General features: G+C 43.2%; 19 protein-coding genes. 15 read left to right on the plus strand and 4 right to left on the minus strand.

Features of this window, described 5'->3' with window-relative positions:
* The 12 genes from BMX95_RS33865 to BMX95_RS33925 form a co-directional block, all read left to right on the plus strand.
* Nucleotides 1–1567 (plus strand): RHS repeat domain-containing protein (locus tag BMX95_RS33865; RefSeq protein ID WP_143067630.1); only part of this gene is annotated, 1567 nt, incomplete at its 5' end.
* Between the two features lie 3 nt (nucleotides 1568–1570).
* A complete protein-coding gene (locus BMX95_RS33870; RefSeq protein WP_081202468.1) occupies nucleotides 1571–2041 on the plus strand; it encodes a hypothetical protein in 471 nt (156 codons plus the stop codon).
* 412 nt (nucleotides 2042–2453) lie between these two features.
* A complete protein-coding gene (locus BMX95_RS33875) occupies nucleotides 2454–3050 on the plus strand; it encodes a hypothetical protein (protein WP_133053980.1) in 597 nt (198 codons plus the stop codon).
* Between the two features lie 1295 nt (nucleotides 3051–4345).
* Nucleotides 4346–4693 carry a hypothetical protein gene (locus BMX95_RS33885; RefSeq protein WP_081202465.1) on the plus strand — a complete coding sequence of 116 codons (348 nt, stop codon included), beginning with the start codon at nucleotides 4346–4348 and terminating at the stop codon, nucleotides 4691–4693.
* Between the two features lie 35 nt (nucleotides 4694–4728).
* On the plus strand, nucleotides 4729–5001 hold the full coding sequence (locus BMX95_RS33890) for a hypothetical protein (protein WP_081202464.1): 273 nt from the start codon (nucleotides 4729–4731) through the stop codon (nucleotides 4999–5001).
* Between the two features lie 173 nt (nucleotides 5002–5174).
* Nucleotides 5175–5528 (plus strand): hypothetical protein, encoded by a 354-nt coding sequence (locus tag BMX95_RS33895; protein ID WP_242673190.1) that lies wholly within the window; start codon nucleotides 5175–5177, stop codon nucleotides 5526–5528.
* A 383-nt stretch (nucleotides 5529–5911) separates the two neighbouring features.
* Nucleotides 5912–7006 (plus strand): acyltransferase family protein, encoded by a 1095-nt coding sequence (locus tag BMX95_RS33900; protein WP_165759011.1) that lies wholly within the window; start codon nucleotides 5912–5914, stop codon nucleotides 7004–7006.
* A gap of 30 nt (nucleotides 7007–7036) precedes the next feature.
* Nucleotides 7037–8737 (plus strand): glucosamine inositolphosphorylceramide transferase family protein, encoded by a 1701-nt coding sequence (locus BMX95_RS33905; protein WP_081202462.1) that lies wholly within the window; start codon nucleotides 7037–7039, stop codon nucleotides 8735–8737.
* Between the two features lie 338 nt (nucleotides 8738–9075).
* Complete coding sequence (locus BMX95_RS33910; RefSeq protein WP_242673189.1) at nucleotides 9076–11529, plus strand: TonB-dependent receptor; 2454 nt, start codon at nucleotides 9076–9078, stop codon at nucleotides 11527–11529.
* Between the two features lie 26 nt (nucleotides 11530–11555).
* Entirely contained in the window at nucleotides 11556–12431 is an 876-nt protein-coding gene (locus BMX95_RS33915) for a DUF4249 family protein (RefSeq protein WP_165759010.1), read from the plus strand.
* A 232-nt stretch (nucleotides 12432–12663) separates the two neighbouring features.
* The gene (locus tag BMX95_RS33920; protein ID WP_081202460.1) at nucleotides 12664–14202 is read left to right on the plus strand and encodes a sensor histidine kinase; all 1539 of its coding nucleotides are present in this window, start codon (nucleotides 12664–12666) and stop codon (nucleotides 14200–14202) included.
* 157 nt (nucleotides 14203–14359) lie between these two features.
* The gene (locus tag BMX95_RS33925) at nucleotides 14360–14791 is read left to right on the plus strand and encodes a response regulator (RefSeq protein WP_081202459.1); all 432 of its coding nucleotides are present in this window, start codon (nucleotides 14360–14362) and stop codon (nucleotides 14789–14791) included.
* Here BMX95_RS33925 and BMX95_RS33930 read toward each other — a convergent pair.
* Nucleotides 14788–16278, minus strand: a complete 1491-nt coding sequence (locus tag BMX95_RS33930; RefSeq protein WP_081202458.1) for a PAS domain-containing protein — start codon at nucleotides 16276–16278, stop codon at nucleotides 14788–14790. The genes BMX95_RS33925 and BMX95_RS33930 overlap by 4 nt on opposite strands.
* A gap of 205 nt (nucleotides 16279–16483) precedes the next feature.
* A complete protein-coding gene (mtaB, locus tag BMX95_RS33935) occupies nucleotides 16484–17770 on the minus strand; it encodes a tRNA (N(6)-L-threonylcarbamoyladenosine(37)-C(2))-methylthiotransferase MtaB (protein ID WP_081202457.1) in 1287 nt (428 codons plus the stop codon).
* 158 nt (nucleotides 17771–17928) lie between these two features.
* Between mtaB and BMX95_RS33940 the strand changes: the two genes are divergently transcribed.
* The 3 genes from BMX95_RS33940 to priA all read left to right on the plus strand — a co-directional run bounded on the left by BMX95_RS33940 (nucleotide 17929) and on the right by priA (nucleotide 21841).
* Nucleotides 17929–18399, plus strand: coding sequence for a DUF4258 domain-containing protein (locus BMX95_RS33940; protein ID WP_081202456.1), 471 nt, complete (start codon nucleotides 17929–17931; stop codon nucleotides 18397–18399).
* 70 nt (nucleotides 18400–18469) lie between these two features.
* On the plus strand, nucleotides 18470–19216 hold the full coding sequence (locus BMX95_RS33945) for a lysophospholipid acyltransferase family protein (RefSeq protein WP_081202455.1): 747 nt from the start codon (nucleotides 18470–18472) through the stop codon (nucleotides 19214–19216).
* A gap of 159 nt (nucleotides 19217–19375) precedes the next feature.
* A complete protein-coding gene (gene priA, locus BMX95_RS33950) occupies nucleotides 19376–21841 on the plus strand; it encodes a replication restart helicase PriA (RefSeq protein WP_081202454.1) in 2466 nt (821 codons plus the stop codon).
* 78 nt (nucleotides 21842–21919) lie between these two features.
* Here the strand turns inward: priA and BMX95_RS33955 are convergent, their stop codons facing one another.
* On the minus strand, nucleotides 21920–22630 hold the full coding sequence (locus tag BMX95_RS33955; protein ID WP_081202453.1) for a hypothetical protein: 711 nt from the start codon (nucleotides 22628–22630) through the stop codon (nucleotides 21920–21922).
* Nucleotides 22631–22815: 185 nt separating this feature from the next.
* A complete protein-coding gene (locus BMX95_RS33960) occupies nucleotides 22816–23484 on the minus strand; it encodes an NAD(P)H-binding protein (RefSeq protein ID WP_081202452.1) in 669 nt (222 codons plus the stop codon).
* Nucleotide 23485: the final 1 nt, after the last annotated feature.

Genomic DNA, 23485 nt, shown 5'->3' on the forward strand with positions numbered 1-23485 from the left:
GATCAGCCGGATCAAAAAGGATGACAATACGGTTATCACCTATACCTACGGTACAGATGGAAACCGCATCAGTAAATCTGTTGTAAAAGGAGGGGAAACCGAAGCAACAACAACCTGGTATGTACGTGATGCCACTGGCAATGTGATGAGTGTGTACGAATCCGGTAAACCTACAGTAAACGTCGGCCATCTGACCCAGTCGGAGCTGCATTTGTACGGCAGCAGCAGGCTTGGGTTGCTAAGACGGAGCCTGGATGTGGCTTATCAGTTGGAGAATAATCCTTATCCGACGAAAATCACCATGCCATTGCTGGGGTCAGCCGATAGTATTACTTTTGTTCGTGGTGACAAGCTCTTTGAATTGAGTAATCACTTGGGGAACGTACTGGTGACGCTGAATGATAAAAAGTTGGGTGTTTCATCTAATAATAATACCGTTGATTATTTTAATCCGCAGGTCGTAAGTGCGCAGGATTATTATCCGTTTGGAATGTTGCAGCGGGGTAGGAGTGTAAATGTAGGTGGGTATAGGTATGGGTTTAATGGTAAAGAGAATGATAATGAGGTGAAGGGAGAGGGGAATCAACAGGATTATGGGATGCGGGTATATGATACGAGGTTAGGGAGGTTTTTGAGTGTGGATCCGATTACAAAGCAGTATCCTGAGTTGACGCCTTATCAGTTTGGAAGTAATAGCCCGATTTTCAATATTGATCTTGATGGTCTAGAAGGAACAAGTTGGTGGTATAGGTTTCTTACAGATCCTGCAAATACGCTAATGACTGGTACAACCTGGGATGACCTAAACGCTGCGGCAGGAGACATAAATAATCAAGTACCAGCAACATCTATCATTAATGGAACAATTCAGGCGGCAACAGGCAGAAATCCAAGTAATTTGCAACAAAGTGCCTCAAGAATGGACGGGCTGGGACAAGCTGTTATTGGGAGCATATTTCATATATCTGCAGTTCACGCAAGTACCCCTCCTGTTAATTCTGCTGCTACCCTAGAGAAGCAAATGGCTGAGAATGCAGCTGCTAAAATGAATAAGGCTACCACAAGGGTTCATGAAACTGCTAGCGAATACGAACAAACAACTGCTGGTGGGAATGCAGCAGCGGCAAAAAATATTAGGGGACTTGTTTATGGAGATGCTGGAGTTGTAGCCAAAAAATATAAGGCTGCATTAGATGGTGATTTGTCGACTGCAGCAGAATTAAGAGTATCGAAAATGCTTAAAGGAGAAGGCAAAATTGTTTATATTAAGGATGATATGGCAGGCATGAAAAACGGAACCGGAACTTTTGATTTTGAAGTTTATTCTTGGGAGATTGCTCCCAGAAATGTAGATGTTAAAAGAATTTCAGCATTTAAAGAAATGGCTAAAATGCTTAAGAAGGGAGTGAATCAGGTGGGAGCTGGCGGAGAAGTTATAGTTGTTAGACCTGCAGATGCACAAGGTACATATGCGCAATATATAGATTTTATTAATATTTTTAAGCCAGATAAACCCGTTTCTATTAGGGTTGTAAACGAAGCAGATTTGCCCAAATTAAATGATTAGGATATGAATTTGAAATATTTAATAATAGGAGTGCGAGATACTAATATTCAAAAATTGGAAACTTTTTTGAATGAAGAGGGGAAAGTATTTGAGCTTTCAAATGTAGATGTTACAATCGAAGATGTACGGGACGATCTCTTAATGGTCAAAAAATTCCTCATAGAAAATGATTTAAAAGATGATGATCCTTTTTTTAATGAGTTTGATATGATGCCATACAGCCTGCAAGTTGACTTTACCGTTGTACCAAGTTATAAGTATTTATTAGTACTAGAATCTTATGTCTTTAGCTTAGCTCAAATGATTTCAGCGACTTTGAAGGTTGAATGTCTAGTTATGTTTGAGAATATGCGAATGCCGATTGGGTTATTTAAGGAAGGTGTTCTGATTGACACTTTTCATAATTACAATTCTGAGTTCTTTAAAAGCAGATATTGGCGACCCAGTGCAATCTCCATAAACTTTACCCCATAATGGCGCAAGCGTCCGCTTGTACCAGGTAGGTATGTGGCAATCTAGTTGATAACAGAAGGATATTAAATCATAACAATTGAAGGAAGTCTTAACGGGCTTCCTTTTTTTATTTCACCCCATTAAAACCTATTACATGACAGCACTCTTTACCTTTCAATTAACCTACTATACAAAACCTATATTTAAAATGTTGTGTAGATGATGAGTGAGTTTTCACTCATTATGTTATAGAGTAATGTGCACACCCCGCTGGGTTTCTACTCGGCGGGCTTATTTTTTATTATTTAACCTAAAACCAATCTTATTGTATTTGTTATGGAGGTTGGCAAAGTGGTTTAGTGTGGACCCGTTACAAAATAAATACCCTTCGTATTCGCCTTATAATTATAGTTTAGATAATCCAATTTATTATATGGATATAGATGGGAGAGAAGTAAAACCAACTCCTGCGTTCCTGGCTTCAAAGTATAATACTAGTTATGAGGACCTTAAAACATTACCTTCGTTTATTGAAATACTAAAACCATATCAAGGTAGTAAACTTAACCTTGTTTTGGATATAAACCCATCGATGCTGAAAAAAGGGGATTTTGCAAGAACCTATGGTGCTAGAGGCACATGGAAGGTTAAAGCGCCGCATGACTTTAAGTGGGTAACATCCGCTTCTGAAAACTATTCAAACGAACTGTTGAGCAGGATTGATGTTTGGGAGTCTCACGGAAACACATATCAAAGAACTCTTGACTATAACAATTTTTTTATAGCTGCTACAATTATTCATGAATCAATTCATGCCTTGGTTGCTGCTGATGTGGAGAAATATATGAAGGAGGTGGGTATTAGGGATCCAAATCATACCCTGCTTAATAATCATAGAGATCTATTTGTAAAAGCATTAACTGAATACGTTGTTAAAATGAAGTTAGGTTATTCAAAACAAGATATAGAGGATATGGTTTGGGAAGTACAGAAGCTTCAGAACAATTTAATAAACAATTTGAAGAGTTAGCCAATAAAAATGATACGACAAAACAAGAAGAAATTGATAAGTATAAAGCACGGCTACCCAATTTGTCACTTAACGTAGGTAAAACTACAAGGCAAGAATCCCAAGAGGGTTCAGAGAAAGATACTACCACGGGAGGTAATTAACCAATACTTAAACTATAAGTAATGAATAAGCTAATGAGTTTTATTTGTCTATTAAATATTCAATTTTTAATAAGCTAACATTTGAATGGGCAAAACAAAACTGATACAAGCTACTTTGTGGTTGGTTCTGATACTCTTGTAGAGGCTGAATCTCCGAAAAGTATAGGGTATTTAAGGTCGTTTTGTGTATATAGAGAGTACTTTGATGCAAATTCATTTTTGGAAAAGAACTTATTTGGTAATAACGTTTTTCTTAAAAAAAAAAGATATGGTATGTAAAAAAGGAAGGCAAATGGAAATTATTTTTTTTGGAAAAAGAATTTAAAAAGCGTGTTCTTTATTTTGAGAATTACAATTTCATGCTTGTTCCATGGGAATTTTTTTATGAGAATGGTAAGAAGCTATACAAGTATTATATGTCGATTAAAAACGATTATAATGACCGAAATCCTAATGAATACGTGGTGTTTTCGCCAAATAAAGGTTTTGTTAAAATAGTGAATAATTCTGTAGAACTTGTACGGGTAGACAAAAGACCTAAGGTGTTTTTTGAATGCAGATAGTGCCCCTTTAATTGCGCAAGGATGCCAATGTTCAGTAATCAATCGCAAGTGTCCGTTAGTATCGGGTTGATCTGTAACAAAAGAAGTAAACTTGCCAGCAAGGATTGGCAAATCTGGAATGACCAACGCGCAGGCTGGAAAGTCTAATCCAGGAGGCCGTTTCAAGTAATGATTTACCGGTTAGCGCAATAAATCATTTCCCCCTTAAAGATTTGATTGTTTTTTGCATTACTAATAGGTTGCTTTATTGGTTAGATTTGTCAATACCGTGGATTAAGTGTGTTAAAATGGATGAGAATTTTATTGAGCTTATAAGAAAAATATCACAGGATAGTAAGGTGGACCAAAAGCTAAGACATAAATTAATAAAAGCTGTACAACTTAAGTGACAATTGGGGCTATAATGGCGCAATATCCCCCGAACTGGCGTAAGGCTGCCATTTTTCAGTAACCAGGCACAAGCGTCCGTTTGTATTAGGTTAATATGTGGCAATTTCTTGTTGATAATAGAGATAATAATAAATCATATAATTGAAGGAGGTCAATACGGCCTCCTTTTTTTCATGTCACCCCATTAAAACGCTTTTATATGGCAATAGAACTCAATACGGAAAACCGGGAACATATTATTTGGCAATACGAACAAATCAACTTTGGTTTTCTGGGTGGCCTTAAAATCGAAGGATTGGAAAGGATGCGGGTAACCCTGAAAGTGGAATATAAACAACAGGCAGTACGCCATAACCTGGATTTGTACAACAATGAAAGCCTGGACAAATTGGTACGCCGGTGCGCTGAAAGGTTTACACTGGGTACAGCATATATTTCAGGGGCCTTTGCCACCCTGATAAACCTGTTAGAAGCGTACCGGCTGGAACAACTGAAATTACTGCCAAAGAAAAAGAACCGGCACGGCAACTTACTGAAGCAGAAATAAAAGAGGTTGAGGCATTCCTGAAGCAGCCCGATCTATTGAGACGTACCAATGAACTGATCGGGCAAAGTGGGGTAATTGGTGAGGAGAATAACCGGTTACTGATGTACCTGGTCTTTACCAGTAGGAAAAGGGAAGAACCACTACATGTAATCAGTTTGGGAAGCAGTGGCACAGGTAAAACACATTTGCAATCAGGTGTGGGTGAATTAATGCCGGTAGAGGATGAATATGGAAATTTCTATGGTTTAATTCCGGCCAATGAAAAATATTGGATTATCAATGGAGTTGATCATATGCCAGCCACTTAGCAGGATGTATTAAATCCAGGTGTTATAACTTTTGTTCATAAATATACTCTTATTCGTCCTGGCTCGTATGACAGATAATATTGTCAGACGCCTCACAGTACATGGAAACTTTAATAGACGGAACTATAAATGGCCAACCCAAATAGTTGAACTAGTAACAGCATAAACCATATATGAAAAGAATTTTGTTCCTCTTGGCACTCCTATGCCTCGAAAAGGCCCTCAATGCCCAATATGTCTACACCATCAAAGCCGATAGTGTAAAGATCACCAACACCTGCGATACAGCGGAGTTGATCATCGAGAACCATACCCAAACCGTACCTGGTTTTTTATTCAATAAGGGCCGGGGAAGAACGGAGTTCAGACGGGCACTAAGCCTTAGTGATTCTTCGCTGTTATTGGAAGGTGACACCTTGGTGCTTCGTGGCAGTACCACTGCAAACAATGGGGTAAGCATGGCCGCCAAAACTGTTCAGTTAGGGCAGTCGGTGGGAGCATCGGGGAACCCCGCTGGGGGGCCTTGATACCAGTGAGTCAAATAACATCGCTGCCCATGGCGCCATCACCGTTAAATACACAGGCAGCACCTGGGTGGGCATAAGCAAATATTAAGTTTTGTTCGGGACAAGGTTGTTAGACCGACTCTTTCTTCGGGTCTGCACTTGATCTGCATAGGGTCTTGTCCGGAATTTCTTTTGCTTTTCCCAAAGAAAACAGGGTAATCTCCTAAGAGAAACCCGAACAAATCCCGAACAAATTTGAATTCGAGGCACTTTAAATAGCTGTGTCTCAATTGAATATGGCCCTTTTAAACCGGCGCATGTCTTATAACCAATTGTTAATCAATTCGTATTGTCAATCCCAATACTATACATTTGCGAGGCAAAAGAGCCAACATCGCAGTTCAATGGAAGACTTACCAATCAACCTGCCCCCTGAGATCCAAAAACCAAATTTCCGGGCCCTGGACGGCCTTAGAGGTGTAGCTATTTTAATAGTTATTTATTCGCACGTACTAAGGGCTTTTCCTCCCGGTAGTAATGATATCGGTTTAATCGGCGTATATATTTTTTTCGTGATCAGCGGCTTCTTAATTACCACCCTGCTGCTTAAAGAACGATTGAAATATGGCAACATCAATTTGAAAGGATTTTATTTGCGAAGATGTTTCCGTATTCTACCAGTAGCTTTTCTTTACCTGATAGTAATGGCTTTTTTAAATACGATTTATAAACTGAATATTGAGAGATCCTTCTTTTTATCGAGCTTCCTCTTTGTAAGAAATTTACCACTCCAACAACACGGTGAGATCTTTACCGGGCATTTCTGGAGCCTGGCAATAGAAGAACAATTCTATTTGATTTTCCCCTTTTTTATTGTCTGGCTTAGTTTACGTAACTATAAAAGATTAGTGCAATATTCAATTTTGATGATCTTGCTGCTGTCTTATGTATGTGTAAAAAAGCTGGATACCGATTTCTTTCACGTGCCCGTGTCAGTTCATTTATTAATAAGCTGGCTGTTTAACCTTTTTGGAAAAGGGACCGTATTGATCCTGATTGGTTCGCTTTTTTCAATTTTATTGGTAACCCAAAACAAATTTATAAGGCTTGTCTATAATAAAGCCCCTGATTTCCTTTCCCTGCTATTATTCCTATTGGGCGTTATTATCTTAACCCCGGTATTCCCCTGGCATGCTCCACTGATTTCTTCAACGGTCTTCGGAATAATGATGGCATTCGTCATCATCCTTAACCTGAAAGAACGGTCTCTTATGGGCCGGCTGCTGGAAAATAAACCTTTAAAAACGATTGGTATCTTATCTTATAGCCTGTACATCTGGCAGCAAATTTTCACTTATAAACAACCCTGGCACGAGGCCGGAACCGATCTATTACTCATTACAGCAAATCTCATAGCCCTGGGAATAATAGCCTGGATGTCGTATTATCTGTATGAAAGGAAAATACTGGCCTACAAAAACCGGTTTAAAAGGGTTTAATTACACCAAAAAATAAATTATTTTCGGCCAATGCACAAGGAAAGAACATATCGCTGGGCCATTATGTGTAATGACTTCGAATTAGAAACCTGGGCTTATAACGCTATACAACAACTATTGCAGGAATCTCAACAAGAGTTTGTAGCTTTTATTGTTCCAAAGGACGTTCAGGCGCCCACGACCTCATTTGTAAAAAAACTCAGCCAGTATCCTTATAAACATTTATTGTTCCGCTTCCATAAAAGATTCTTCCTCTACAATGATGCCTATGTAAAAAAGCCCTTGACAGCATTGCTTGATCCCTCAAGATATCCGGTAATTGAATGCGTTACTACCCAAAAGAAATATTCAGAATACTTTTCGGACGAGGATATAACTACTATAAAGTCGTTAGAACTTGATTTTGTGGTGAAAATGGGGTTCGGTATAATCAGGGGCGAAATACTGAATTGCGCCCGGTATGGCATCTGGTCGTACCACCACGATGATGAACAGGTAATCCGGGGCGGACCGCCGGGCTTTTGGGAAATATACCATAACCATCTTCACCAGGGAGTTATACTTCAACGAATAGCTTCTAAGCTGGATGCAGGAAAATTGATAAAGAAAGCCCTTTTCCCGGTTTTTTCTCATTCCTATAATTATCACCTAAATCTTATAATGAATGAAAGTTCCTTTTTACTTAAAAAGGCTTTTATAGATCTAAAAACAAACCCTTCTTCATTTGACAACCTGCCTGATATTACAACTACAGCACCTATATATAAATTTCCAACCAATATTACATTTCTCCTTTTTGGCCTGAAACAATTAAAGCGAAAATTTGCTTTTCATTATGAGCAATTATTTAAAACGGAATTCTGGAAAACAGGGTTGTTGAAAAAAAATGTCGATCCCATTTCAACTGGGCAGATCAATGAAAGTAATATTACCTGGGTAACCGCCAAAGACCGGCTGTCATACCTGGCAGATCCATTTGTTTACAGTTTGCAGGGAAAAGAGTATGTGCTGGCCGAGGAATATAGTTACAAGAAACAACAGGCACATATAACACGTTTCGCCGTTGATGCACCTGAAAAACAGGAAATATGCATTGAAGAGCCTTTTCACTTGTCGTACCCTTACATCTTTGAAAATATCGATGGGGCTATCTACTGCCTGCCTGAAACTGCGAGTGACAACAGTGTACGTTTATACCTTTTAGATCCAACGGCCAATACCTTCCTGTTTAAAAGACAGCTCTTACAAAACTTTCCCGCAATAGACCCCACGTTGTTTTACTTTAATAATACATACTGGCTGTTTTGCACCCGTGATGAAGAATGTTTTAATACCCATTTATACCTTTTTCATGCCGATACGTTAGATGGTCCTTTCCGGAGCCATCCTAAAAATCCTATTGTTTCCGATATTCATTGCGCCAGGCCCGGCGGGGGGGTACTTGTCAGGAACGGCAAACTGATCCGGCCGGCCCAGGATTGTTCAAAAACCTATGGGTGGAAACTGAAGTTCATGGAAGTAACTCAGCTTAGTACCACAGATTATGCAGAAAAAGAAATTTCGGAAATAACTCCTGAACAATTTAATCATGTCAGGGGGCTGCATAATATCTCAGTTAGTGACGCCCTTACTGTGATAGACGCCAAGTATTACCAATTCTCCCGGATAAATTTCATTAATATTCTTACCGCAAAACTTAAAAAACTTCAAAGGAAGCTGTTTCGTAAATAGCTTACAGTCGTTAGTGCTGAGCAACCTCAACGTCCCGGTAAATTATCGGTGAGTTATCGGCCAAATGGTCGGTTATACAACCTTTTTGTTTGAATTTTACAATCTGATAAGAAATGATTCGTCTCCCCGTTTATAGGCAGGCGATTGGGTAGTATGGAATTTATCATGTAACATTTCCGGGGACTTTGCTACAAACTGTTTTTTCTTTGCAACGATGTATGCGATTCTTGCCTCATATGTGCGCCATTGCCTGATTTCAGCTATTTTTTAAAAAATATTGTATAGAAATAGGGGTGTCCATCATCCCCGTTGTCAAATATGCTCAAACCTCAATTTTTATGATTCGACAGTTGATGTGTTTTTCTTTTGTTCCGGTTTTTAAAAGTAATCAAAGCCATGGATTACTGAAATGGATTGTTGCACCATCAAATAAAGCCCTGCGCTTTTGTGTAACCTGTATGGTATTGTTGTTTGCTATGGGCCCGTTACAGGCTCAAACTGGTAAATACACCATTAGCGGGTATGTTAAAGACGAAGGCAGTGGTGAAGTACTGATCAATGCAACCGTTACCATGCAACCCGGCGGAGTGGCTGTAATAACCAATTCCTACGGTTATTACTCCGTAACCCTGCCAGGAGGTAAATATACCATGCTCATTACGTATTCGGGCTATAAAACGATTCAAAAAGAAATTGAGCTGAAAGGCAATACAACCACGGATATTACCCTGGCTGCCGGTGGCAAGGATATGCAGGAAGTGGTGATCACCGGGGAAAGGAAATTACGCCGTACCAACACCGTAGGTATGGGTATTCAACAGCTGAGTGCCGCCCAGATAAAAAAGATCCCCGCCTTTATGGGCGAACCTGATGTAGTAAAAGCCCTGCTTACCCTGCCCGGTGTTACTACCGTAGGTGAAGGTTCTTCGGGGTTCAACGTGCGCGGTGGTAATGTCGATGAAAACCTCATCATCATGGACGAAGCGCCGGTATACAACTCTTCGCACCTGTTGGGTTTCTTCTCTGTATTTAATCCTGATGCGGTGAAGAACGTGACCATGTATAAAAGCGCTTTTCCTGCTGAATATGGCGGCCGTACCTCCTCTGTACTCGATATTCGCATGAAAGAAGGTAATAACCAGAAATATCATGTAAATGGTGGTATCGGTAACGTGTTCAGCCGGCTGGCTGTGGAAGGTCCTATTCAAAAAGACAAGTCTTCTTTTGTGGTGGCTGCCCGTCGTTCGTACATCGATGTGCTGGCTAAACCTTTCCTGAAAGCAGAAGACCGCAACAGCACCATGTATTTTTATGACATAACTGCCAAATTGAATTATGAGCTGAACGAAAAGAATACCATTTATCTCAGTGGTTATTTTGGTCAGGATGTATTTGGTTTTGGCGACCAGGTAAAATTCAAATGGGGCAATACCACCGGTACATTCCGCTGGAACCACCTGTTTAACCGCAAATTATTCCTGAATACAAGTATCTATTATTCTAAATACAATTACAGCCTGGCGTTTAAATCTGATGATGATGTGCAACAGGGGTACGACTGGACCTCAGACATTCAAACCTATGGCGTAAAACCTTCGCTTACCTGGTTTGCCAGCAATAAGCATACGATCAAAACAGGGGTGAACGCCATCTATTATAATTTCTACCCTGGTAAAGGCGAGGCCAGCAGTGAAGGTGCCAAAAGCCAGATCATTCTCGATCGCCGCTATGGTGCAGAAACCGCCGCTTTCCTGGAAGATACCTGGAAGTTGAATCCTCAATGGCAAATACAGGCCGGGGTGCGACTGAACCGCTATGCTTACCTGGGCAACACCACCGTATATCATTTCAGGGATACCACGCCCAACGTGCGCAAGCCGCTCGACTATGCTGAAAAAGTAACCAGCAAAAAAGCGGTTAACGACTGGGTATTCTTTGAGCCCCGTTTATCATTGCGCTATGAGTTAAAGAAAAATACTTTCTTCAAGGTTGGTTATAGCCGCACTACCCAGTACTTACACCTGTTGAGCAACACGGCTTCACCAACTCCGGTTGACTTATACTTCCCCAGCACCAACAACATAAAACCATCATTGACCGATCAGTACTCTGTTGGTTTTGTTACGCTGCCCACTGGTTTGCCGGTAGAGATCTCTGTGGAAACTTTCTACAAAAAGATGGATGACCTGCTGGATTATATCGACAATGCCAACCTCAACCTGAACCAGGTGGTAGAAGCCGACCTGCTTACCGGTAAGGGAAAATCTTATGGGGTAGAAGTGGAAGTGAAAAAGGAAACCGGCAAATGGCAGGGTTGGGTGAATTATACCTTGTCAAGATCATTGCGTCAAACGCCGGGCATCAGCAATAATGACTGGTACCTGAGCCGCTTCGACCGTACACACGTGGTCAACAGCTGCGTAATGTATAACAGAAGTGAAAAATGGCAATTCTCGGCCAACTTTACCTTCGGTTCCGGTACACCTTCTACCTTCCCCGATTCGAAGTTAGATATTCAGGGTCTGCCTATTCCTTACAACAGTACCAATAAACGCAACGATTTCAGATTGCCAGCTTATCACCGCCTGGATGTATCGGCTATCATGCAGGGGCACCAGGGTAAAAAAATGAAGCAGGAGTGGGTATTTGGTATTTATAACGTATACGCGCATAAGAATGCCTATAGCATCTATTTCCAGCAAAACCAGGATGAACCAGAAAAGAAAGAAGCGATCCGCCTGTCGATCATCGGCTCACTGATACCATCTGTAACCTGGAATTTCAAATTCTAATGCGTTCATTCTTAAAAAATAATAAGATGCGAAACAAAGCAATCAAATATATTTCTGTTGTTCTTTTAGGTGCTTCTTTAACTGCCTGTGAACGGGTGATCGATCTCGATCTGCCGGATGGAAGCGGCTTCCCGTATGTCGATGCCTGGATCACCGATCAACCCCGCGTGCAAACCATCAAGCTTTTAAAAGCTACCGAATATATGAGCCAGACTGCGCCTGAAGCCATCGGTGACGCGCAGATCACGGTAACGGATGTTACGGCCGGTAAGTCGTACCCATTCACCTTTCAAAATGGGGCTTACAATTATGATGCTACTTCAACCCCCATTGGTGTGGTAGGCCATACTTATAAATTAAATATTAACTGGAACGGCGAGCAGTTTGAAGCAACCGACGAACTAAAGCGCTCTTCCATCATCGATTCGCTTACTTCTGAATTCAAAAAAGCAGACGGAGAAGATAAAGAAGGTTATTATGTAAAACTGTATGCGCATGACCCAACTGGTGGAATTGATTTTACCTGGATCCGTACTTATCGCAATGGCGAATTGAACTACCATGTAGGCGAAATGCTCAGTGCTGATGGCGCCTTTGGCAATGGCGATGATAACCTGTCCGACGGCTTTGCATTTATACCGCCTTTCCGCGATGGCGTTACCTCTGGTGAAAAGCCTTACGAAAAAGGAGATGTAGTTGAAGTATTGTTCCGCTCCATGTCAAAACCTTCGTATGATTTCATGCAACAGGTACAGGCACAGTTAACCAACGATGGGTTATTCGGTAAAGTATTAACTAATGTGCCCGCAAACGTGGTGAACCAGCAATCAACCAGCAAAACAAAGATCTACGGTTGGTTTGGTACGGTGGCGGAGGTTTCGGCCAGTAAGAAAGTAGAGTAGGGCTGAAAGCGTTGATAAAGTTAACAAGTTGACAAGTTTAAAAGGCGGGCTTCCGATAGATGGGAAGGCCGCCTTTTTTATTATTCACCATATAAACCTGTTAACCGCATCAACCTGTCAACCCTATCAACATATCAACTATTATCCCTATCTTACGATGCGAATTACTTACAGCCAGGATTAGGCTTCCCTTAGATCCCATCAGTAGCAACCAAAAACTAAATCTTTATTCATGAAACAGGTTGCCGAATTCTTTAGAAAATTATTTGATTATTCCGACTGGCCGCCGCGCTGGCATTGTGGTAAATGGAGTGAGTTTCACGGGTGGTTGTACATCGTCAGTGATCTGATGGTGTGGAGCGCCTACTTTGCTATTCCATTTATAATTATCCGGTATATTTCCAAAAAACACGATGCCCGTTTTATCAGGCTGTACTTTTTATTTGCGGGTTTTATTCTTGCCTGTGGCGCAACCCATTTTTTTGATGCGGTTACTTTCTGGTATCCGGTATACCGCTTGAATGCCCTGGTACGGGCCATTACCGGTATTTTAAGCTGGACAACCGTTATCTGCATTATCAGGGTATTACCGCTGGCCAATAATTTACGTACCTCGGCCGACCTGGAAGCGGAGGTGGAACAACGTAAGAAGGCAGAGGAAAAATTCCGTAACCTGTTGGAATTGGCACCAGATTCCATTGTGATAATGAATGAGGAATGGGGTATTCAGCTGGTAAACGCGCAGGCGGTGAGCCTGTTCGGTTATACCCGCTCAGAAATGATTGGCAAAAGGGTCCGTATGCTGATGCCCCTCGATTTTGTGGATGTTAAACTATTGCAAACGCCCGGCAACCGGATTACCGTAAGGGAAGAACTGATGGGTACCCGTAAAGACGGAACGCAGTTTCCGGTTGAGATAAGCCTGGCACCCCTTGTAACGGAAGAAGGCCTGTTGATGGCAGCGGTTATCCGGGATATTTCTGAAAAAAAGCTGATGGAAAAAGCCATCCGCGAGGCCAATATTACCCTGGAGAAGAAAGTGCAGCAACGTACCGCTGAACTGGAACGTAAAAACAAAGAGCTGGAACAGTTTGCGTATGTAGCCTCGCACGATCTGCAGGAGCCGCTGCAAACAACCTCGGGTTTTGTTCAGTTATTACGCAAACAATACCAGGGCCAGCTCGACGAGCGGGCCGATCAATATATTGATTACGTAGTGCAGGCTTCGGGCAGAATGAAAACCCTCATCAAAGACCTGCTCGACTACAGCCGCATTGGCCGCGGCAACCAAAGCCACCAGGTTGATTGCAACGCAATCATTAAAGAGGTGCTGGCCGATCTGCATACCATGATTGCCGATAACGATGTGTTGATCAATGCCGGACAATTACCGGTGTTAAGCAGCGCATATCCTACCGAGCTAAAGTCGCTTTTTCAAAACCTGGTGATCAATTCCATCAAATTCAGAAAGCCGGGCATAAGACCGGTCTTACACATTGAAGCGTTTCAAACCAACGGTTACTGGCAGTTCTCCGTACATGATAACGGCATTGGTATCGAAGAACAATACCAGGATAAGATCTTTATCATCTTTCAACGGTTACATACCCGGTCGAAGTACGAAGGGTCGGGGATAGGGCTGGCGCATTGTAAAAAAATTGCAGAATTGCATGGTGGTAAGATCTGGGTTCAGTCAGAACCTGGTGTGGGAAGCACATTTTATTTCACCATTGCTGAAGTTGTAAGTGATCCTGTTGTTAAATCGCTTTAGTATTCCTAACGCATAGGAGAAAACGTATAAGATATAAATTAATTAGATTTTAATTCGGGTTAAAATTCTATCTTTAGTGCGTCCGCTGTTGAAACCATAAACCCATCCAAACACCCCTCACATCGAATAATTAACCTATTTTGAAACCATCTTTGTTATGAAGATGAAACTGAATTGTATTTTACTGGTTGATGATGATGAACCCACTAACTTTTTAAACAAGCTGGCGGTGGAGGAATTGGAATGTACCGAGCACATCAGGATCATTCCGGGTGCCCGTGAAGCATTGGATTATTTAACCTGTGCTGGTCAACCGGCTCCGTTAAACCAGGATTGCCCGGCACCCGAAATTATTTTTCTCGATATCAATATGCCGGCTATGGACGGCTGGGAGTTTTTGCAGAAATATGAAACCCTGCCTGCGGCACATAAAAGCAGTATCATTGTGGTGATGTTAACTACCTCCTTTAATCCTGAGGATGAGTTGAAAGCCCGCAATATTCAATCGGTAACGGAGTTTCGCAATAAACCATTAACGCCTGACTTGTTGCAGGATATTTTACAGAAGTACTTTCCTGATAAATATTAACCTGGTATTTCAATCTTTAAAACGCAACCTTTTCCCGGTGAACTGATGATCTCCATTTTGCCATTCTGCATTTCAACGCGGCTGATGATATTGTTCAACCCAATACCCCGGTTTTTTTTACGGGTATCGAACCCAACACCATTGTCTTTGATATTCAAGTGAAGCCAGTTGCGCATGGTCTTTAATTCTATCAATGCCTCCGTGGCGCCTGAATGTTTTAAGATGTTGTTCAACTGCTCCTGTACTATCCGGTACATAATGAGCTTTTTGTTGTTCGACATATCTTCAATATGGTGATCGGTAGCTTTTATTTTTATTTTTAGTTCATTGGAGATCGTTATGTTCTCTATCAGTTCCAGTAAAGCTTCTTTCAGGCCAATATCGCCCAGGGAGGGCGGTACCAGTGTTTTTGACAGGATGCGGATCTCGTTAATGGCCTTGGAAATATTTTCGTAGCTCTTGCTCAGTAATTCCTTCCGGTGGTCTTCTTCATTCAACGCCATGTCAACACAGAGTTTGGCAGTAGCCAGTATCTGGTTGATGTTGTCGTGCAGTTCACGGCCAATTTCCCGGCGTTCCTGTTCCTGGGTTTGAATGGTCACCTGCGTGATCAGCTTCTGGGTTTCTATCTGGTTACGCACCAGTTCTTCCTGCATTTTCTTACGCTCGGTTATATCCATCATGGCGCCCAGGATGCGATAAGGTTTGTTGTGTTCGGTCTTTAAGATATACCCCCGGTCGTACACAGATTTGTAAACGCCGTTGGCCGATTTATACCGGTATTCTTCCTGCCAGTGGTCGCGGCCTTCCCGCATACAATCATCGATGGTTTGCAGAACGCGTTCGCGGTCATCAGGATGAATATTCTGTTGATGCCATTCAATATTATTTTGAACGTCGGTTGCAACAAAACCAAAGATGGAAGAAATGCCTTCATTCCAAAGCACATCGTTGGTACGAAGGTCCCAGTCCCAAATGGTATCGCTGGTAGCTTTGATGAGGGTGTTGTACCGTTCAAAATTCTCCACTACTTTTTGCAGGATCTTTTTACGTTCAATGCTGTATTGAATGGATTTGGTAAGTACTTTTTCGTCCAGTTCATCTTTCATCAGGTAATCCTGAGCGCCCAGCGAAATGGTGTGTAAGGCAACCTGTTTGTCTAATAAACCCGATAAAACGATAATGGGTATATGCCGGGCTTCCGCATTCAACCGTTCAAAGGAATTGATGCCATCACTATCGGGCAAACTCAAGTCAAGAAAAATGAGATCGGGCTGGTGTTCACGTATCAATTGAATGGCTTCTCCGAGTCGTTCGGCCCGGAATATATTGTTAGTGGGAAGTTTGCTTAACTTCAGGTACTCACAAAAAAGAACAAAATCAGTCTCATTGTCTTCTACCACCAATATGTTTAAGGGATGGGACGCTGCGAGCATAGCATTGTATTGAGTAGTGGATGTTTGTACTACCCCAGAGCTTTTAACCATGTAATTGTGTTAGTGAACCTTTACTATAACCGCATTATGGCCGGCAATAATAAAATCATTCACCGTGCTACCTGTAACCGGGTGTAATCTACTCCTTTTGTGCAAATAATTTTGCATTATAGGTTCCAAATAATAAAGGAAACTACTTACCTATGTGGAAAATAGATAATCTGTTTGTGTTGTAATTACGTGGTATACCCGCTTTTTACAGGTTCCAGTCAACTATTTGATTTACCCATTCCTGTTTGTATGGAGCTACCACCTTAATGTAGTTGTCGGTGTACCCTTCCATCATGCCGCTTTTTTCGTTTTCTTCAAACAACACTTTACGTGTTTGTCCGGCATGCTGCTGGTTAAAGTATTGGGTTTTCATGTACGACAAATTGCGCAGCTTTTTATTGCGCTCGTGCCGTTCTGGTATGGGAACAACGGGGCCCAGCGTAAGGGCGTGGGTGTTATCCCTTTCTGAGTAAGTGAATACGTGCAGATAGGTTACATCCAGTTCGTGCAGAAAGTTGAATGTCTCCTGAAAATCTTCGGCTGTTTCGCCCGGGAAACCGACAATTACGTCAACACCGATGGCCGCATGCGGCATCAGGGTTTTTATCAGTTTAACGCGTTCGGCATACAGTTCCCGGCGGTAGCGTCTTCTCATTAAACCCAGCACCCGGTTACTGCCGCTTTGCAGGGGAATGTGAAAGTGCGGCATAAAGGTATTGCTGTTGGCTACCAGTTCAATGATGGGGTTTGTCAGCAAATTAGGTTCAATGGAAGATATGCGGTACCGTTCTATGCCTTCCAGTTTATCGAGCGCCAGGGCCAGTTCGTAAAAGTTCTCTTCGCGGTTACGCGGACTGGTCCCATCATCCTGCGTTCCCTTCCCAAAATCACCCAGGTTCACCCCGGTAAGAACGATCTCTTTTACGCCATTGGCGGCCAGTTTTTTTACATTGGCTACCACGCCTTCAATTAAGTCGCTGCGGCTTTTACCCCGCGCCATGGGAATGGTACAGAAAGAACAATTATAGTCGCAGCCGTCCTGCACTTTTAAAAAGGTGCGGGTGCGGTCGTGGATGGAAAAGGAAGAATGAAATCCATTTACGTCCTCGATATCGCAACTGCATATTTTGGCGGCATCACCCTTGGTGAGTTCTTTTAAATGGTGCGCAATGTTGAATTTTTCAGCAGCGCCTAACACCATATCCACCCCGGGGATGGAAGCAATTTCCTGTGGTTTCAGCTGGGCATAACAACCGGTGATCACCACCAGGCTTTCCGGCGATTTGCGTTGAATACGCCGTACCAGTTGCCGGCATTCCTTATCGGCATTGTCGGTCACCGAACAGGTGTTTATCACATACACATCTGCAATATTTTCAAAAGCTGTCTTTTCAAACCCTTCATTTTCAAGCATACGCGAAAGGGTAGAGGTTTCTGAAAAGTTCAGCTTACACCCTAAAGTATGAAATGCCACTGTTTTTTTTGAGCCCATAGCGGGCGCAAAGATACATTAAGTTCCCGGTTGCCGGTTACCGGTTCCCGGTTTTCCCGCTGATAGCCTGCTACAATTACTTATTAATTAAGAATTTCTGGCCTGGTAACTGGCAACTGGTAACTGGTGACCATTTCCACCCGTAACTTGCTTTCCTTATGAAAAGAATACTAACCGGTTTTTTCTTACTTACCTTTCTTTTTGTCGCTTCCTGCCAAAACACGCCCGGTACCGGAAACGACTCGGGCAATGAAACCGTGAACACCAGTAAAAAGGGCAAAGCTCCAGCTCCTCATAATTACAGCAAAGGAGAAGATAATCCCCGTACTGGTATTGACAATGAGGATGTTATTAACCGACATCCTGGTCATCTGATTTACACGAAACACGCCCGTTGTCGCATGGGCTGCCGTAATATCGATGAGGCTGAAGTAGAGGAGATTCTCGAAAAAGGACGTATCAATTACCGGAAAAGCGAGCCCGCCGGCCGGCCCGACCCCAAATATGCGCTCGAAGGCACTACGCACGACGGGCAGCAGGTGCGCATCATTTTTGCACCCGCCAAACGGGGTATGGTGGTCATTACCGTCATCGACCTCGATCATGAATGGAGTTGCGATTGTAAATGAAACAACCAGTCATAAATTGATCTGGCTCAATACTTTTTAAAATCTTCCCGCGTTTCAACCTTCAACACACATGAGAATCCTGCGTTTTATCTATTGCCTGTATGCACTGGTTATGTTTGTCGCATGTATGCTGCTGGTTATACCACTGGTAGTAGTGGCCTCGTTTTTTGGAAAACTGAGAGGGGGGAATTTTATTTACCGGCTATGCAGTTACTGGGCAAGGGCATGGTTCTTTTTGATCGGTATCAGGCACCGGAATTTTTATGAGCACCCCCACGATAAAAACAAACAATACATTTTTGTAGCCAACCACATTTCTTACCTCGATGCGCCGGTGATCGTTCGGGCCCTGCAACAACGGGTGCGGGTACTGGGCAAGGTGGAAATGTCGAAAGTGCCCCTGTTTGGATTTATTTACCGCAATACCGTGGTAACGGTCGATCGCAGCAGTGCTGCCCACCGGGCCAACAGCGTGCGTATTTTAAAGTCGGTGATCAAAAAAGGCATTTCGATCTTTATCTTTCCCGAAGGCACGTTTAATGAAACCGGTAAGCCGCTAAAGGAGTTGTACGATGGCGCTTTCCGCATAGCCATCGAAACGCAAACCCCCATAAAGCCATTGTTGTTCTTAGACACCTGGCGTCGCATGCACTATCGTTCGATCTTCAGTTTAACCCCCGGCCGCTCACGTACCATATTCCTGAAGGAAATACCCGTTACCGGACTTACAGGAAAGGATGTAGAATCTTTAAAACAACAGGTTGCTGCCGCAATGGAGCAAAAGCTCAGGGAATACAAAGCGGGTTGGGTTTCTTAGTTTAAAGTTGAAAGTTAAAAGTTAAAAGTTGAAAGTTAAAAGTTGAAAGTTTAATGCTTTTAGTTCTAAGTTCCGGGTTTTCAATTCCGCGTCGCGGCTTTTCTGCCTTCTGCCTTCTGCCCTCTGCCTTCTGTCAGAACTTCGTATCTTGAGCCACGAATGAGTACCTCCGTTTTGTTTGCAGAAGTCATCATCCCCCTGGCCTTACCCAAAAACTATACCTGGTCGGTGCCTGAGTCGTTGCGCGACCAAATAAAACCCGGCGTACGGGTAGAAGTGGTATTGGGTAAGAACAAGAAATATGCCGGCGTGGTTAAGCGGTTGCATACCGAAAAACCCGAGGCGTTTGATGCAAAAGATCTCCTCAACATCCTCGATGCCGAACCGGTTATTTTCCAGGAACAATTGAAGTTATGGGAATGGATGGCCCGCTACTATATGTGCAGCGAAGGGGAAGTGATGGCGGCAGCCCTGCCAGCCCATTTTAAATTAAGCAGCGAAACCGTGCTGGTTTTCAATGAGGAGTTTGGCGATAATTTTTCTACCCTCGATCATGATGAATACCTGGTAGGGGAAGCCCTGTTGCTGAAAAAAGAACTGAAGATCGGCGAGGTACAACAACTGCTCGATTCGCATAGGGTATATCCTGTTATAAAACGGCTCATTGAAAAAAAAGTGTGTACGGTTTGGGAAGCCCTGAAAGAAACCTGGTCGCCCAAAAAGGAAGTCTTTGTATTGCTGAATCAGAAATACGACAATGAAGAGGAGCTGTCGGCCCTGCTGAACGATGATAAAAAATTACAGCGCGCCGAAAAGCAACTGGAACTGTTGCTCAGCTACCTGCATCTGGTAAAAACAGAAGGCGAAGTAACCAAACCCGAATTGCTGAAGAAAAGCGGTGCTTCGGATGCACAGTTAAAAGGACTGGTAGACAAAAACATTTTGTGGCTGGAGAAACGGCAGGTAGACCGCCTGCAATACCTGCCGCGCAATATTCAAATAGATTTTGATTTAACCCCTGCACAGGAACGGGCTTTTGATGCCATTACAGAACAGCTGGTAAGCAAACCCGTGTGTTTACTGCATGGCGTTACCGCCAGCGGTAAAACCCAGGTGTACATCAAGATCATAGAGCGATATATTCGCCAGGGAAAACAGGTGTTGTACCTGTTGCCTGAGATCGCCCTTACTTCGCAGGTGATCCGCCGCCTGCAAAAGCATTTTGGCGGCTATATTGGTATTTATCATAGCAAATTCAACCAGAATGAACGGGTGGAGATCTGGAATAAAGTAAAGTCCGGCGAGTTGAAAGTAGTCCTGGGCGCCCGCTCCTCTCTCTTTCTGCCGTTTACCGATCTGGGTTTGATAGTGGTGGATGAAGAACATGATACGTCGTATAAACAGCAGGACCCCGCACCGCGTTACCATGCCCGTGATGGCGCTATTTATTACGCCTCCTTATTCCGGGCAAATGTATTGCTGGGCAGCGCCACGCCTTCGGTAGAAAGTTATTTCAATGCCCAGTCTCAAAAATACGGACTGGCCGTTCTTGGCGAACGTTTTGGCGGGGTGCAATTGCCTGCCATCGATATCATCGATACCAAAAGAATGTTTGGGGCCGATAAGAACAAGATCATTATTACGCCGCCCTTAAAAGCAGCCATCGATCAGTCGCTGGAGGAGGGAAAACAGGTGATCCTTTTTCAGAACCGGCGGGGGTATTCGCCTTACCAGGTTTGTCAAACCTGTGGCTGGATCCCGCATTGCCGGTATTGCGACGTTACACTGACCTTTCATAAGAATACGCATAAACTGCATTGCCATTATTGCGGTACTGTATATCCGCCGGTACATGCCTGCGAAGCCTGTGGCAGCGATAAATTCGCGCAGCGCAATTTTGGTACGGAGCGTATCGAAGAGCAACTGGAAGAAATGTTCCCCAAAGGGCGCGTTGCCCGTATGGATATTGACAGTGTGCGGGGGAAAACCGCGCATGATAGCCTGATCCAGCAATTTGAACAGGGCAGGCTCGATATTCTGGTGGGTACGCAAATGGTTGTAAAAGGTCTGGATTTCGAGAACGTGAACCTGGTGGGGATCCTTGATGCAGACAGCCTGCTGAGCTTTGCGGATTTCAGGGTGAACGAACGGGCATTTCAGCTAATGGAGCAGGTGAGTGGCCGTGCAGGCAGGAAAGATAAGCAAGGTAAGGTGTATATACAGGTATCCAACACGCAACACCCCGTGTTATATTATGTGCAGCAGCACGATTATGGTTTGTTTTATAACCAGGAGATTGAAGGACGAAAGGTGTTCTTTTATCCGCCCTTTGCCCGGCTCATCATGCTTACGTTAAAGCATAAATCGAAAGAAGTGGTAGAGGCGGCCGCCCAAATGATGGCATTTTCGTTACAGGGCGATTATGGAAAATACCTGGTTGGCCCGGCAGAACCGGTGGTAAACCGGGTACGCAACCAGTACCTGATGGAATTGCTGGTAAAACTGCCCAAGGATGGTGAGCTTATACAGCGCTGCAAACGAACGATCCTTGAGCAGATCGCCATACTGCATAATGACAAAAGATTCAGGAATGTAGTGGTGATCCCTGATGTAGACACTATGTAAAGCAATAAAGGATTTGAAAATATAAAGCCCCAACAGTAACGTCGGGGCTTTTTTTATGCTTGTACTAAACTCTAACTCTTAAGCAGGGTTACCACCGCCGCCGCCATTGTCGCCGCCGCCATCATCATTGGGGCAGGTCAGGAAGCCTTTGTCGGTAGTGCCGTTGTCGAAATTCTCATTGATGGAAGTTGCTGTTTCAACGATCTGGTCTGCGCTGAAATCTTTGCTGCAGCCGCCCAGCACTTCCTCTGCCAAGGCAAGGAAATCTGACACCGTATTGCCTTTGAATGGTCCGCTGGCAATGATCATATCGCCCAATGCTACGGGCGACTGGCCAAAATTGTCATCAGCATAATCGAAGCCAACTGATAATTTCAGGGCTACGAGTTGTCCTACCAGTACATTTTTAAGCGAAGCCGGATCGGTGTAGCTGGCTGTTAACGCAGCGCCTTTTCCACCGGCAGGCAACAGGTTCGTAATGGCCTGGGCCGAAGTCAACTTTACAAAAAATTTGTCGGGACAACCTACCGTTAAATACTCCCCAAATGCTGACTGGAAATTGGCATGTAAATAAGTACCGGGATTGTTACCAGCGGGTGAAGCGCCCCAGCCACCCTGGGTATAGGTGCTTAATTGTCCGCATGAAGAAGCAATGGTAACAGTTTTTTTAGCGGAAATCTCAGTGCCACTTAAATCGGCTTTCGCTTTGTTCGACATTTCTTTTTGACACGCAAACAGGAATGTGGATGCCATAACGGTCGCCGAAAAACGGATGAACGTTTTTTTCATAATTCTAGTGTTTTACGAAGGGTATATGATTCATGGTCAATATTTAAAGCATGTGTAAGTGTATCTACCTAACTGCCTTAAATATTATATTCCGTTCAAAAGTAAGCGCCATTTTTAACCCCGGCAATCGTAATACTTCGAATGTTAATATGTTTTTTAACTAATATATTGCAGAAATTCCGGTCTTATTTGATCAGGGTATTCATTTCATCGTATTCATACAGGTGTATGCCGGCTATTTCTTTGTTGGCGGCGGCCACCATCGATTGGGCAATGGCTGCAGCCTGCATAGGCCTGTATTTACGCCAGGCGCCAATCAGCAGGAAAGAAAGGACTGGTCTCAGGAAGGTACCAAGGCGTTCGCCCAGGCGGAATTCTTCTTTTCTGCCCAGTAGCAGGGATGGGCGAAAAATATGAACGCTTTCGAAGGGAAGTGCAGTTATATCTTCTTCAATGCATCCTTTTAATTGCAGATAAAAGTTAGCTGCCACCGGATTGGCGCCAATAGCAGACACCATTAAAAACTGACTGAAACCGTGTTGAACGCCCAGGCGGGCAGTGATGATGGGAATATCGTAGGCTACTTTTCGGTATTCTGTTTTATTGCCTTTTACTTTTTTCCGGGTAGTGCCAATGCAGCAAAAGATCACGTCTCCGATATCTATCCTGGCTGCTATATCTTTTTCATCATTAAAATTAACTACCTGTATGTCTACTTTAGGATGATTAAGCGTTAGGGGTCTGCGTACCAATAACCTGACTTTGCTAAAGAAATCGTTTTGTAACAGTTCCTGTACCAGGTGCTGACCAATTAAACCGGTAGCTCCCAGTACAACGGCGGTTTTTCGATGCATA

Origin of the sequence: Niastella yeongjuensis, from assembly GCF_900110245.1 — a bacterium.
GTDB classification, from domain to species: domain Bacteria; phylum Bacteroidota; class Bacteroidia; order Chitinophagales; family Chitinophagaceae; genus Niastella; species Niastella yeongjuensis.